At 64.6% G+C, this 14,981-nt stretch carries 4 protein-coding genes; 2 read left to right on the top strand and 2 right to left on the bottom strand.

Translation table 11 applies throughout. The features are described from left to right. Positions 1–11,251 (bottom strand): fibronectin type III domain-containing protein (locus tag ACMO6A_RS08550; RefSeq protein ID WP_418471107.1); only part of this gene is annotated, 11,251 nt, incomplete at its 3' end. A 111-nt stretch (positions 11,252–11,362) separates the two neighbouring features. Continuing rightward, positions 11,363–12,658 carry a GHKL domain-containing protein gene (locus tag ACMO6A_RS08555; RefSeq protein ID WP_009608722.1) on the bottom strand — a complete coding sequence of 432 codons (1,296 nt, stop codon included), beginning with the start codon at positions 12,656–12,658 and terminating at the stop codon, positions 11,363–11,365. A 265-nt stretch (positions 12,659–12,923) separates the two neighbouring features. On the opposite strand from ACMO6A_RS08555, the gene ACMO6A_RS08560 reads away from it, so the two are divergent. Next, positions 12,924–13,643, top strand: coding sequence for a LytR/AlgR family response regulator transcription factor (locus tag ACMO6A_RS08560; protein ID WP_009608757.1), 720 nt, complete (start codon positions 12,924–12,926; stop codon positions 13,641–13,643). A gap of 6 nt (positions 13,644–13,649) precedes the next feature. Further along, on the top strand, positions 13,650–14,981 hold a 1,332-nt coding region (locus tag ACMO6A_RS08565), incomplete at its 3' end, for a sensor histidine kinase (protein WP_418471108.1).

The raw sequence follows: 14,981 nt of genomic DNA on the forward strand, positions 1-14,981 counted from the left end.
ACGATGCGGAGGCCGCCCCGTCGGCGAACGTCGCCGTCAGCTCGTGCTTGCCCTCGGCGAGCTTGGCCAGGTAGTCGGGCGACAGCGTTACCGTCATACCCTCGTCTGAAACCGTGTAGTCAGTGCCCAGCGCGAGCTCAGCGCCGTCGACCGCCAGCGACAGGAACTTGTCGCGCGGCGCGTCGATGGCGAACGCCAGACCCGGCTGCCCCGGCTTCCACGTGCCGTCGGCGCCGGCGGTCACCTGGTAGGCCTTCATCGTCTGCGTGGTGAAGGACTCGCCGTACGCCCACGCCGACGCCAAAGCGTCGTCACCCTCGCCTAAGACCGCCTGCACGCGCCACTCGTAGGAGGCGCCCTGAACGAGACCGTCCAGTTCGCACGCAGGAACAGTCAGACCGGTAATCTCCGTCCATTCGGAGCTGCCGGCAACACGGTACGCCAGCGAGAACGCCGCGCCGTCCACATCGGCGGCCGCCCACGAAAGCGCGGCGTCCGTGAAGCCGACCTCGCCCACCGCAAGGCTGCTCGGCACGCTGGGAGTCACGCGCACGCGCGCCTGGTTGCTGACCACGACGACCGGCTCCGGTGCCGCGAACGTCTCGGCAACTTCGGCAACCTCAGGCGTTCCGGGCGCCTCGTTCGTCTCAGGCGCTTCATCCGCCTCGGTCACCGCAAGCGGCTCGTTCGTCTCGTTCGCCTCGGGAGCTTCGTTCATCCCCAGCGTTTCATTCGACGCGGCGACCTCGGCCACGTCGGCCACCTCAGGAGTCTCAGGAGTCTCAGCCGCCCCGGCGACTTCGGCCGCCCCGGCGCTCGGGGGCGCCTGCGTGGCCACGCAGCGCACGTAGCCGGTGGTGTTGGCATCAAGCTTCAAGATCCGACCCGTCGCATTGGGGATAGTCTCCCACGCGTCCTCGGGAGAACCGAGCGAGCGGTACTGCCATTCGTACGAGACATCATCGGCATCCCCGCGGTTCGTGAACGCCGCAAACTTCGCCTGTTCATCTGCCGCAACCGCCACGTCGGGCGGCCATATGCGCGCGACCTTGAGCGACCCGCCCGATTGCGTGACGAACCCACTGGCGGCCCACTTGCTCACCTGGCCGCCCTGTACGGCCTGCACCTGCCACTCGTAGGACGTGCCGGGCGCAAGACCCTCGATAGTGCAGGTCATGCTCGCAGGATCGATCTTTTCCGCAGGCACAGCAACCCAATCCAGATCCGTTGCACCCTCCTCGCGGTACCGGACGTTGAACGAATCGACCGTTCCCGGCCCCGCCCACGTCCACGCAAGCGTCGCCGTATCCCTCGTCGCCTCCCGCACGTCAAGGCCGCTCGGCGTTGCCGGCGAAAGCGCCAGCGTCACCTCGCTGCTCTCGATCGTCTTCGACTTGCCGCCCGGCGCCGTCGCCGTCACAACGCAGCGCAGGGAGTACTCGCCCGCCTCCAGGTTGGCGAGCGACAGATGGGTGCGCTCGCCCGTCTGGCCGGGCAGGTTCGTCCACGTGCCGGCCAGCTGAACCTGCCATTGGTACGCCAGCGACTGGCCCTCTCCGACTCCGGAAGCCTTGGCGAGGAAGTCGTCGACCAGCGCGCTGTCGCCCGCCACCGCATCCACGCGCTCGGGAGCAACGACCACGCTGCCAAGCATGCCGTCCGGCGACGTCGTGGTGAACGCAGGGCCATCGACCCACGCGGACGCCACGCCGTCGGCCGACACCGCGCACATGCGCCACTCGTACTTCGTGTTGGGAGCAAGGTCGGTAGCGGTGCAGGGCGATGCCGTAAGCTTCGGCACCGTGATCCATGCGTCCGCGCCAGCCGTCCGGTACAGCAGCGTGAAGGAGCCGCCGTCAGGCAGCGCGCCGCCCCATGTGAACGTCGCCGTCGTGTCGCCGATATCCTTCACTTCCAGGCCGGTCGGAACACCGGCAGGCTGCACGCGCACCGATGCCTCGTTGCTGGCCACCGGGGCGGAACCGTCGGCCGTGTACGTCACCTGGCAGCGCACGTAACCGCTCGTCTTGACGGGAAGCGTCACGCTACTGCCCGTTTCGTTCACGATCTTCGTCCACGCATGGGGATCGTTGAGATCGGAATCGAGCGCCCGCTTCTCCCACATATATGCAAGCTCGCCCTCGCCTACCATACCGTCGAGGTTCGTAGTGGCCTTCACCGTAGCCGACGCATTCGGCTCCACCGCCTGGTCGCTCGGGTCCACCAGCACCGATTCAAGCTTCAGGGCAGGATGCTCCGAGGCCGTGACGAACAGGTTCGCGAACGACGGAAGCGACTCCACGCCGTTCTGCACGGCCTGCACACGCCACTCGTAGACCGTCTCGGGCTTCAGGCCTTCAAGCACCAACTCGCGAGCATTGCCCGCAACCGTAGCGGTCGTCAACTCCCTCGCACCGCTTTCGCGATAAAGAACCTTGAACTCGTCGGCCTGCGACAAGCCGCCCTTTTCCCACGTCCAGGAAAGCTCAGCCCCGTCAGACGAGATGCCCGATGCCGCCAGGCCGGCAGGCGCGGCGGGCGCGAGCGTGCAGGCGACCTCGCTGCTATACACATTGTAAGCGTCACCCACGCTCACCTTACAACGATACCTACTCGTTCCGGCCGCAGTCGCGTCGTTTGCTACGATGCTCAGCGTTTCGCTTGTCGCGTCCGGCACAGATACCCAACTCGTGCCCTCCTTGCGCTCCCACTGGTACTTCTTCTCGCGGCTGTCGTTCGTTACGACGGTATTGGGCATGGCCGTGAACTCGAGGGTGCGGCCGTTGCCGATAACCGCCGCCGCCCTCATCGGCGTGGCGGCGACCTTCGGCGTGGTGAACCTCGGACCGTCCACCCACTCCGTATGGGGACCGCCCTTCCAACCTTCTATATTATCATTCAGCACGGTACGCACGCGCCATTCGTAAGTTGCATCCGGCTCCAGATAATTGGGAAGCAAGGTGTAGGAACCGTTCCCCCGATGGTATCCGGCCTTCCACGGCACCTCCACCCACTCGCTTGCGCCAACCTTACGATAGCTCAAGTCAAAGCCGAGCACCGTATCGGTCGTTTTACGCGAGTCGTCGCATTTCCAACGAAGCGTGATGCCGGGGTTGTCGCTAAAATTGCTGTATATCGATGTGGAAAGATCGTACGGCAGCTTAGGCTCAACGCGCACGCGCGCCGGATTGCTGTCCACCGGGTTGCCGGCCACGCCGTCGATGGTCTGCGTCACCTTGCAGCGCACGTAGCGGTTCGTGTCGACAGGAAGCGTTATCGTGTCCGCTGTTTCGTTCGCGATTGTCGTCCAAGTTGTCTTTTTATCGCGAGGATCGACCGTGAGTTCGCACTGCTCCCACGCGTACGCGAGGGTGCCAGGATCCACCTTGCCGTCCACGTTCGTGGTCGCCTTGAGCGTGACCGCCTCGGTCGCGCTTGCCAGATTGTCGGACGGCGTCACCTCCACCCAATCGAGGTTATCGCGCTCTTTCAGCGTGGTGTTGAACGTTTCGACCTCCGACCAAGGCGATGCCACGCCGTTCTGCACGGTCCGCACGCGCCATTGATAGGTGAGATCCTCGTCATCCAACGAGGACATCACGTACGCCATGCTCTCGTCGTAGTCGAACGTTACCGATTTCCACTCCACCGAAGCACCGTCTCCTGCAATCTTTCGATAGTTCAGCTCGAATTGCACCTCGTCCTGCTGACCGACGGCACCGTCCCACGCCCAGTGGAACGTGGCCTCAACATTCGTATGATTAGGATCATCAGGGTAAAGTCTATGGATATCGGAGACGGAAAGATCAGTCGGCGCGGCGGGCATCACCGTTACGACGGACTCGTTGCTGTCGAGCGTCTTCGTCTTGACGCCGCGCGTGGCCGTGACCTCGCAGCGATAGGTATGCGCGCCAACCGACAGGCCCTTCGCGGAAACCTGCAGCGCATCATCCGTCGCACCGTCCACCGGCACCCAATCGGAGCCATCAAGGCGCTGCCACTGGTAGGTCAGCTGCTCGTGGTCGCTATCGGCATCGGTTTTCGCCGTGAGCTCGATGGTGCGATTGGTGTCAACCATGACGCTCTTCGCGCTCGGCGTGACCTCGACCCTCGAGAACACGATCTCTTCCGGCAGGGTGGTGAACGGAGGACCTGTCACCCAGTCGCTGCACAACTGTTCGGCGCTGTCGCCGTAGGCGACGGAGCGCATGGCCCACTCGTACACCGTGCCCGGCTTCAAGTCGGTCAGCTGGAGGGCGTTCCCCGAATCTATCCTTGCGCTGATCCACTCGCTCGAGCCGACGGCGCGATACGTGAGGTCGAATGCAACGCCACTCGCGCCTTGAGTCCAGCTGATGGCAGCGGTCGTTTGATTCATGTTGCTGACCGTCAGGCCGCTCGGTGCTGCAGGCATGACGCGCACGCGCGCTTCATTGGTGCTGATCACCGACGTGTTGGACAGCGGCTGCGCAAACACGCTGGTAGGCGGCGCATACGTCACCGTGCAGCGCACATAGCCGACCGCGCCCTCACCAAGCTCTATCACGCGCGCCGTCTTGCCTTCGAGCGTCGTCCATGCATTGGGATCATCGGGATTCGAACCCAGATCCCGCTTCTCCCACTTGTAGGTCATGGTCGCGCCTGTACTCAGCATGTCGTCCACGTTCGTGTACGCCGTGAGCTTCGCCTTCTCGGTCGCGCTGGGCGTCTGGTCCACCGGACCCACCACCACACGCGTGAGCTGAGGGATCGGCGACAACGATTGCGTCACGAACAACGACGTGGCCGAGCATGCCGAAGGCTCGCTGTTGTCCATCACCTGCACGTACCACTCGTAGGTGGTGGCGGGCATGAGGCCGTTCAGCGTATACTTCGCTTCCGTCAGGTCGGCCGAGCTAGCCCATTCGGCGACTCCCGATGCGCGCCAGAACACGCGGTAGGACAGCCCGTCGACAAGGGAGCCCTCCCACGACAGATCCGCTGTGGCCGCCGTTATGTCCTGAGCCAGCAACGAGGTAGGGGGCTTCGCCGTCGTTCTGAAGCCGACCGGCTCGCTGGTTATGGTTTTCAGCGCATCGCCGCCCTTGCTGGCCGTCACGACGCAGCGGTACAGGCACGAGCGCGGTTTCGTATTCACCGTAGGCGCGTTGTACGTGGCGAACTTCGCAGCCGTGCCCGAGAATTCTTCGATATCCTTCCACTCATCACCGGTCGCGCTCTCCTGCCACAGATACGACAGCGTCTCGTCGGTTTCCACGCCGTCCAAGTTCGTCATCGCCGTGTACACGATGTTTCCGGGGGTACCCGCCACAGCCTCGCCCCAGCGCGGCGTCACCGACACCGTGGCCAGCGCGCTGGGCTCTTCGAGCGTGGTGAACGTATCGGCCTGAGCCCACTCGGACTGCAGCTCATCGCGCACCACGGCCTGGACGCGCCAGGAATACACCGTGTTCGCCTTCAAGCCCTCCACGTCGCACGACGTGCTGGATCCCACGTTGTCCACAGTTATCCAGTCGTTCTCGCTCGGCTTAGGGCCTTCCGCATACTGCACCTGGTACGTGACGGGACGCACGTCGTTGCTCGCCCAGCTCAGATGCACCGAGACGATGTCCGGCTCGGCCGCAAGCTGCACGGGCTGCGCCACGGGAACACTCGTCAGCAGCAAGCCGGTGGAGCTGGTCACGCTCTTCTGGTCGATGCCCACTACCTTGCCGTTTTCGCCGATCGTCGTTCTCGTGGATGTCACGATGCAGCGATAGCCGTCAACCGACCCGCCCTCGGGCGCCGTGACGGAAAGTTCCTTCTTCGCACCGTCTTCGCCTTCCACGTCGACCCACGCCTCGCCGAACGCGTTGCGCTGCCAACGGTACTCCAGCTGCTCCGGCAACATGCCGTCCACGTTCGTTGTCACCTTGAACGTCACCGTTTCGCCGGGTTCCACCAGCTCCTTGTCCGGGGACACCGTGGCCGTCTCGAGCCCGCTCGCAAGCGGCGTGGTGAAGGACGTTCCTACTTGGCTGCCCGAAGCAATGAACCCTCCCTGCGGCGCGGCGTCTATCAAGACAGAATACTCCGAGTTGGGCTCCAGCCCATCAAGCTGACATGCGCCTTCCGCGGCGTCGTCGGGAATGGTGACAACCATGGAGCGCTCGGGTTCTACAACGTCTTTCCCATTGAACTTCACACGCGAATACCGCACCACGAAACGACGCACTTCGCCGTTTGCCTTCCAGGTAACCTCACCCGTGGTGGGGCTGGTCGCCCGCGACTTCAAATCCGTCGGCTTAACGGGAGTCACGGCTAGGTAAGCCGCTGCACTGGCAGCGCTCACCGTCTGGCCGCTGTTGCTATTCGTCGCCACGCAGCGGAATGCACCCACCTGCTCCGCGCCCACGCCCTTCACCGTGAGCGTCGTCAGGCCGGTGGCCGGGTCGGTGGCGATAGCGTCCTTGTCGCCCGGCTCGACAGCGGTGAACTCCTGCTCGCTCACGCCCTTGTGCTGCCAGGCGTACGAGATCGCACCGCCGTCGCCCACGCCGGCCTGCGCCGTGAACGTCGCATCCTTGCCGGCCTCCACCTGCACCGACTTCGGAACCTGCGAGAACACGGGCGCGTCGATGGTGGGCGTCGGCAGCGTCGTCACGTCTGGCGCGGCCACGAAGTCGCTGGTCACGCCATGCGCGAACGCGGCGACGCTCACCCGGTAGGCCGTGTCCGGTTCAAGGTTCGGCACTTCGTAGCGCAGCTTGCCGGTATCGTCCGGCGTCAGGCTGCTCGCAGCCGCCGAGTACGTCGTCGCGCTCACCGGATTGCCGTCGGCATCCAGCTTCGCGCACTTGATCTGATACCCCTCGGCATCCGCAACCGGCATCCACGAAACCGGGATGCTCGCAGGCGTCGGCGCGTCGCACGTGACATCCGTCGGCGCGGGCGGCGCGATGGCCACCGTCACGACGTTCGATCCTCCCGTTACCGACTCGTCGGGCGAACTCGCCTTCACGCCCAGCTTCCACTGACGCCCGTAATCGGCGGAGGTCACCGTATGGCTCAGGGTTGCCGTGTGGGATTGGCCGTCGCCCTTATACCTAACCTTTTCGCCCTCGGGCTGCCAATCCTTGTCGCCCTCGCGCCAGGAGTACCACTGCACCTCGACATCGCCATTCGGGAATTTCCCGCTCTCCGGCGTGTACACGGCCGAAAGCTTAAGCTCGTCGCCCAGGTCGGCCTCGCTGACGTTGGCCGCAGCCGTCCAGGTGCCCACCCTGGGGGTGGGCAGCGTCTTGATCCGCTCGCCGTCATTGTATTGCGCTGTGGCGATAGTGCTTTTCGCCTTGCGGGAATCGGCGGTGCTCACGTACAGGCCGTCATAGGAAATAGAACCGCCCAGATCGTCGATCGTCGCCTCATAGTGCGTCTTGCCCTCTTCCGCCCGAACGATTCGCTTGTGGCCGGCCAGGTCCACCTCGTATTCGCGCGTGAAGCCCTCCGCAGGCGCGTCCCAGGAAACCGTCACGCTGTGCGACCCGATATCCTTCACGTCCAGGTTCTGCGGCTTGGTGGTGTTGTGGACGACGGGAAGGGTCGCCGATGTCCTCATGGTTTCCGAAATGCCGTACGTCGGGTTGCCCTCGTCGTCAAGGTTCATCACGATGGCTTGCACCCACACCCACTGCGCTTCCCTCGGATCCCACGGCTGATCGGGGCTCTCGAAGTCCTCCGGGAACCTCACCTCGTCGGTTTCGGTCGTGACGAAGTCGTAGAACGCCGTGTCGACGTACTTCTCTTTGCTGAGCATCCACGTGTACTGGACGACATGCTTGCCGTCGTTGTAGTCCGCCCAGTCATAGTCCACGCTGATGGTAGAACTCTTATGGTCGCCAGGAAGGTAGCACATGGCGTATTCGTTCTCCCACGAGATTCCCACCTTGCCGCTGGTAGCGAAATCCTGCTTCGCGGACGAGCCCTTCAGGCCGTCCGTGTCGGCGCGCACGTATACGCGGTGCTCTTGCTGGGTGTGCTGCGGGTCGAGCGTGACTTCATAGGTGTTCCCATACACCCGGTTGCGGTCAACCTCTACCCAGTTGTCCGAGTCCTCTTTGCGCTCGATGTTCACATAGTAGCCCTCGGTCGGGACCGTGCGCCCTGAAGCGTCTTTCCACTCCCACTCAGCCTTCACATGCGTGTCGTTCGTCACCTCGACGTTCGTTATCTCCGGCTCGGGAACGGTCACGTTCAGCTCTTTATACGACTTTTCGCTTATCGTGTCGACGGCCGCCGGCGGCGTGGACAGCTTCACCCGGAAGTACGCCCCGTTCAGCTTCGCCTCGGCGTTCAGCGTAGCGTACGCGCGCGCTTCTTTGCGATCGCTTTTCCACGCAACGCCGCGAATCGGGTTGCCCTGCTCGTCTTTGGCGAACAGCTCGTCGGGCACGTCGATCCAACCGCTCTTGCCTACGTAATACTGCCACTGGGCAAACACCTGGCGGTCGTCGGGCTGCGCATGCTGGTACTTCACGTTCGAGGCCAGGTTGAACGGGGCGTTGACGTTCACGTTGCTGTCGGAGGAGGGCCAGTGGAGCACTACACCGTTTTCCACCACAGGCTCCTCCGTCACCAGCACTCTTCCGATCTCGGCCGGGATGCTGTCAGCGTAGGGCACCGTGAACGGAACGCGGTACGGCTCGCTTTCGCCCTTGTAGCCGGAACCGTCGATGTTGGAATGGTAAAACCGGCGGGACACGCACAGCGTGTAGGTTTGCCCCTCTTTCAAATGCTGGTATTTCAGCGTGCCGGAAAGCTCGTTGTCCAGGTACATATCGTCTCCGGGAGAGGTGTTGCTGGGGCCGCCTTCTATCCACACCCGGTGCCTGAACTCACCCGTCTTGTCGCCCACCAGCGTCTGGAGGGAATCGTTCGTTATCTTGAATTTGACGTCGTAGGACTCTGTGTCCATAACCTCGTCTCTTGCGCTGTCATCGTTGAAGATGGTGTACTCGCTCAGCGCGATGGACGTCACCTTCGCTTCCGACTGCGGGACGCCCATCACGATGTTCGCGGAACCGGTGTAGAGCGTGCCCATCGTGTTGCCGTTCTCGTAATACTCTATCTTGATGCGGTAGTCCCCTTCGGCTTGCTTAGAGGACTCAAGGTCGAAAAAGAACTGGTTCGGGGCGGCGGAGAGGCGCAGGTTCTCGACGTTTTTGTATTCGCTCTTCCGGTCCTTCCGGTACTGCAGCTGCGCCCAATAGCCGTACGAAGGGCTCGTCGAGTAGGTGGTATAGAAATCGAAGGAAGCCTCATGGCTTACGCCTTCGGCAACGGCGGGAACCGTGCAGTTCTCGGGCTGACGGGTTATCTCGAACGGCAGGCTTGCCTCGGCCCACTGCGCGTACAGCGTGACGGTGTAGTTTTCGTCGTCTCGGTAATCGTACAGGTTATCGGAGCTTTCGCTGATCCATTCCGCCTTCGGGTCGTTTCCGTCCTTCATGGTCGCCCAGCCAAGAAATGCGCGAGTGTCGTTTTTGTCCTTGGGATTGACGCAGGTGGCCGTGGGCAGCGCGCCCACCGGCTCGTCCTTCACGACGGTCTTCTTCCCGTTTTCCGGATTCATGGAGCAGCTGTATCCGGTTCCGTCGGGCCTGTTCAAGTCGAACTCCACGGTAGCCACGGAGGGCTCGTAGTAAGCGTACAGCGTGACGTCCCCGCCGTAGATGCGCTGGCCCGGGTCGCTGGCATCAGAGGACTTGAACTCCCGGGGCGGGTTGCTCCAGAAACCGCCCTCGTCGGGCGGATCGGGCGTCCAGTAGGCAAACCTGTAGCCTTCGATCTTGGAGGAGAACGTCTTCAGAGACGTGGTCTCGTTCCACTCAACGGACTCTTCAAAGGTGTAGCCGTCCGTGGGGTCTATGAACGTTACCGTGACATTCTTGCCCTCGCCGACGCCCGAAAGCTTCTTGGAGCCGGTGTACATGTCGTCGTTCAAGTAATCCGTGGCGTAACCGCGGCTGAATTCACCCGAAGAAATCAAAGTGCCGTTGCGTGTGGTATCGCTGACGGAGCCCCACGGCGCGCTTTCCGTCACGGTCAGCGACTCCCTGATCTGCGTGGACACGGCATGGCCGAACAGGCCGGCGGCGTACTGCGTCGTTGTGGCGTTGGGCTGAACGGAGCCCTTGTTGTAGCAGGAGTGAACGTAAACCCAGCTATTGTAGCGAGTGTCCAGGTATCCCACCAGGCCGCCGGTATAGCCGATGCCGCTGAAGCTGTAGATGCTTCCCCGGTTGTAGCTGGTCCCCAAACCGAACCCGACGCCCTCGGTGAAAGACAGGTAGCCCACCAGGCCGCCGGCGGAACCGCCGAGCTTGTCGTTCGAGCCGTTATCGCTTTTCCCGTCGTGTCCGAACCTGCTTTTGAACGAGCCGCCCATCGACTTGACCAGGCCGTCGTTCGTGCAGTACTTCACGCGGCCCTTACGGTCCGTGTCGCCCAACTGCACGATGCTGCCCGCAATGCCGCCGGCATGCCCCTCCGCGGACATGATCTCGCCGAAGTTCGCGCAGCGCTCGATGACGATGCTACCGGTTCCGTTGTCGAAGAACGAGCCGATGAGGCCGCCGGACGCCTGGTCGCCCCATACGGACGCTTGGTTCGTGCAATCCTCTATCTTGAGCTGGCGGTCTTTGGAGGTGTCGCCCTCGGCGCCGATAGTCTCGAACAGCGTGGCTGCGGAATCGCCGCGATCCACATTCGCATGCTTCGTCGAGCCGACGAAATGGAGGTCTTTGACTTTCGTGGTGCCCGTGCCGCCGGGCTGGCCGCCGGTTGCGAACAGGGCGCCGTGTTCGCCGCTGGTGAGCTGGAGCTCGATCGCGTGGCCGTTGCCGTCGAGTTCCGCCGCCTGCAGGTCGGGGTGATTCATCTCGTCGATGACGTCGTCGGTGACGGCGCCGCCGTGCACCGTGCCGTCGGGACCAGGAGCGACGAGGTGGTCCATAAGGCGCGCGTGCTGCTGGCGCTCTTGAACCTCGCCCATGGCGTTCAGCCTGTCGCACCATGCGATGAGGTCGTCCGTGGTGTAGATGAGCACGGGGTCGTCGGCCGTGCCGGTGCCCTTCAGCTGGTCGGCCGCGTAGGCGGGCGCCGGGGCTGCAATTCCGGTCAACGCGAGTAACGCGGCGAGCATGCCCGTCGTCAGCAGCGCCGCGAACGCCGCCCGCCTGCCTCCGTGCTCGCGCTTCAACACTTGACCCATACCGCACCTCGTTCTCGCAGGAAACACACTTCAAGCAAAGTTTACCGAGGTGCGAAGGTAAAAACCGTTCTTAGGCACGAAAGGGGTTCCTATGGCACGAAACGCATCCGATCAAAGGGTGCTCGGCAGGACGAGGCGCAGGCGGAACATCCCCTCGGCAGCCTCGCAGGTCAGATGCGCACCATGCCGTTCGGCGAAGGCGGCGATGCTGCGCACGCCCACGCCGTGGCCCGGCCGCTGCGGCTCCGGAAGCCCCTCGGAATTCAGAGGCACCGTTCCGCAGCACGTGTTCTCCACCTCCAGCGCCAAACGCGGCTCGCTCGCGATGCGCACCGCGATGCGTCGACGCTCGCCGGCGGGCTGGTCGGCGCAAGCGGCTGCGGCGTTCTCGACGGCGTTCGCGCACACGCCGGCGAACTCGAGCGCGTTCACCGGCAGGTCGCGCGGCACGTCGCACGACGCCTCCACCTGGACGCCGGCGGCCATGGCGCGGCCCAGGTACAAATCCAGTAGGGCGTTCACCCCTGCGTTCTCGCACCAGCGACGCACGGCCGCCTCCTCCACCGCCTCGTCCACGCCTCCCAGCGCGGCGAGCGCCTCTTCGTCTTCGCCGGCGCGTACGAGCGTCGCGACGATCCCCAGATGATGGCGCAGGTCGTGGCGCAGCAGGCGCATCTTCTCGTCGGAGGCGCGCACGGCCTCGATCTGCCGCTCGAACGCTCTCGCCTGCTCCTCCAACAGCCGTTGCGCCTCGGCGAGCTGCGTGCGCCGCGCATGCTCGCGCAGGGCGACGAACACGATGGCGTAACCGGCCAGCGCCATGGCCAGCGCCAGCATCACGATGGCGATACGCATACCCTCGCCCTCCACCGCGCCCACGATGTACACGATGTAGAACAAAGCGTAGAACGCCAAGGGTATCAGGCACAGAAGCCCCCATCCGCGCCGCATCGTGCGCGCGGCCTCCAGATAGTACGGCCGGAAGAAGCGAAACGTCGCCCATACCAACGGCACGGCGAGGACCGCACGCACGGCCAGGTTGACCGCCAAGGCCCGCGTCGGATCGACCGTCAGCGACGCGGCATGCCCCAGCATCCCGATGACGGCGTTCAACTGGATGGCCGTGAGGATGGTGAACGCCACGACCAGCGGCCGCTGCCGCGCGATGCCGAGCAGCAGCGCGAACGCTGCGACGTTGCCGGTCAGGGGGTAGAACCTCAGAAACGTCTCAGGACCAGCCAGCGAGAACACGGCGAAGTTGCCCAACGCGATCAGCGCCACGCCGCCGACGAACGCGACGAAGGTCGTCGCGCGGCCGAAGCGGCTCTCCGTCAACGCGTACATGATGAACAACGCAACGACAAGCCCGGCCAAGCGCAGCACGAACGTCGGCAGATCCCCTTCCATCGCCATCTTTCCCTTTCCGTCCGTCCACCCGTCCGCTCCAGGGCGGCGCGTTGCATTATACTGTTCGCCAGACGACCCGACCGCACGTAGGCGATTTCCGTCCATGCACAGTCTGGCACGAAACGCGCCGATCTGGCACGAAAACATCCGTCGCTTTTCGACGATACCGCCAAAATGGAAAGGAGGTTCCATGACGCGCCGTATAACCGATATGCGCCGTTCAGGCGAACCCCTCCCTGCCGGCATGTATCGAAGAAAGAGACCGATGAGAATCGCCATCGTTGACGACTGCGCGCCCGATGCCAAAACCCTGGAAGACGCGATCCGCTCCCATCTGGACAAGCGGGGACGCACCTGCGAGCTATGCCGTTTCCACGGCGGCGACGACCTGTTCGAGGCGACCGACGCGCTCGCCTTCGACCTCGTGTTCCTGGACGTCTTCCTGGACGGCGCCAACGGCATCGACATAGCCGAGCGGCTGCGGCGCGAGAACTACCCCGGCCTCATCATCTTCACCACCGTGTCCAGCGAGCACGCCGTGGACGGGTTCCGCGTGCGCGCGTTCCACTACCTGACCAAGCCGTTCACGCCCGACGACATCGCCGCCGCCCTGGACGAGGCCATCGAGCGCCTCGCCGGGGACGAGACCATGCTGCGCATCCACGACGGGTCGGCCGTGATCAACGTGCCGCTGTCGCAGGTGCGCTCCATCACCGCCGACGGGCACTATCTGAACCTCAGCACCGCGAACGGGCCGCTGCGCTGGCGCCAGTCGTTCGGCCGGCTCGCCGACATGGTGGCGCCGTACCCACAGCTGTTCGCGTGCAACCGCGGCATCATGGTGAACCTCGCCCACGTGGACGACCTCACCGACGACGGCTGCTTCCTCATGGACGACGGCTCGAAGCTGCCCGTGCGCCGCTCGTCGCGCGCCGAGGCGCGCAGCCGCTATTTCGACTACCTGTTCACCCACGTGCGGAGGTAGGCTTCCATGGGAGAGGACGTTGCCGGAGGGGTTCTGTGGTACGTCGTGCGCAACGCGCCCACGTTCCTGGCGATGTTCTTCCTCATGCTGCTGGCCGTGCGCGGGCGGCTGCGCTTCTCGCTTGGGGCCACCGTGGGCATGGCGCTGGGTATCGTCGCCGCCGTCAGCCTGGCCTGCGGCATCGGCGTGGCGGCCTTCGCCGGCGAAGAAGGGGTCTGGGCGACCGTTCCCGTGCTGGCCGTCTCGCTGCTGTCGCTGGCCGCGCTGACGAAGCTGCCGTGGGGCAAGCGCCTGTTCGTGTTCTTCAGCGCCGCGACTGCCGTCGCCATCGCCATCCTCGCCTACGACGTGCTGCTGCGCACAGTGGCGTTGGAATGGAGCTTCGGGGCGCGGCGCGTGCTGGACGCCGTCGTGTGCTCCGCGGGCCCGCTTGTGCTGGCGCCGCTGTTCGCCCGCACCATCTGCTGGGGCGTCGAGCAGGTGGACGACCCCGCGCTCTGGCGGCGCCTGGCCGCGGTGCCCGCGGGGTTCTTCGTCGCAGCGAACGCGCTGTATATGTTCGCGTACGCGGTGGAGTTCCTGTCGAGCGGCTCGGATGCGCTGTACGCGCTGGCGGTGGGCGTGCTGGCGTTTCTGATGGTGGCGTCATACCTCATGCTGTTCTCGGCCCTGCGCACCGTCATGGAGAACGCGCGCCTACGCGAGGCGGCCCAGCTGGAAGAGCTGCAGCACGAGCGCTATCGGAGCCTGCGGCGCACCCTGCGCGACACCGCCAAGGCCCGTCACGACTTCCGCCACCAACTGCTGGTCATTCGATCGTTCGCCGACGAGGACGACGTGCAGGGCCTGCGCGCGTACCTCGACGAGCAGGGAGCCGGCCAGGCGCAGCGCGAGCCGGGCGCCTACGCGCTCAACTTCGCCTTGGACGCCGTGGCCGCGCATTTCGCCGAGCGGGCGCGAGCCTGCGGTGCCGACGTGTCGCTGGCCTTCGCGCTGCCCGAGCGCCTGCCACTGCCCGAAGCCGATTTCTGCATGGCGATGGCGAACCTGCTGGAGAACGCCGTGGAAGCCTGCGAGCGCGCGGTGCGCGAGGAAGCCGGAGCGGACGGGCGCGGGTCGACAGCGCAGGACGGGGCGCGCCCGCTCTTCGTGGATGCCGAAGCGCGGATCGAGGGCAACGCCGTGCTGGTTTCCGTGCGCAACAGCTGCACGCCGTCCGACGCCCGCGCGCTGGCCGCCGCAGCGCCGGACGGCGTGCTGTCGAGCGACGTGCGCTCGGCTAAGCGGGAGGGCGACGGCATCGGGCTGGCCTCGGTGGCTACGCGGGCGAGGCGCTAC

The sequence above is a fragment of the Eggerthella sp. genome (assembly GCF_048329335.1).
In the GTDB taxonomy this organism is placed as follows: domain Bacteria; phylum Actinomycetota; class Coriobacteriia; order Coriobacteriales; family Eggerthellaceae; genus Eggerthella; species Eggerthella lenta.

What these genes read in the sequence shown, in the direction of transcription:
- ACMO6A_RS08555 (WP_009608722.1), bottom strand. Translation starts at nt 12,658, where the DNA reads ATGGAAGGGGATCTGCCGACGTTCGTGCTGCGCTTGGCCGGGCTTGTC.
- ACMO6A_RS08560 (WP_009608757.1), top strand. Translation starts at nt 12,924, where the DNA reads ATGAGAATCGCCATCGTTGACGACTGCGCGCCCGATGCCAAAACCCTG.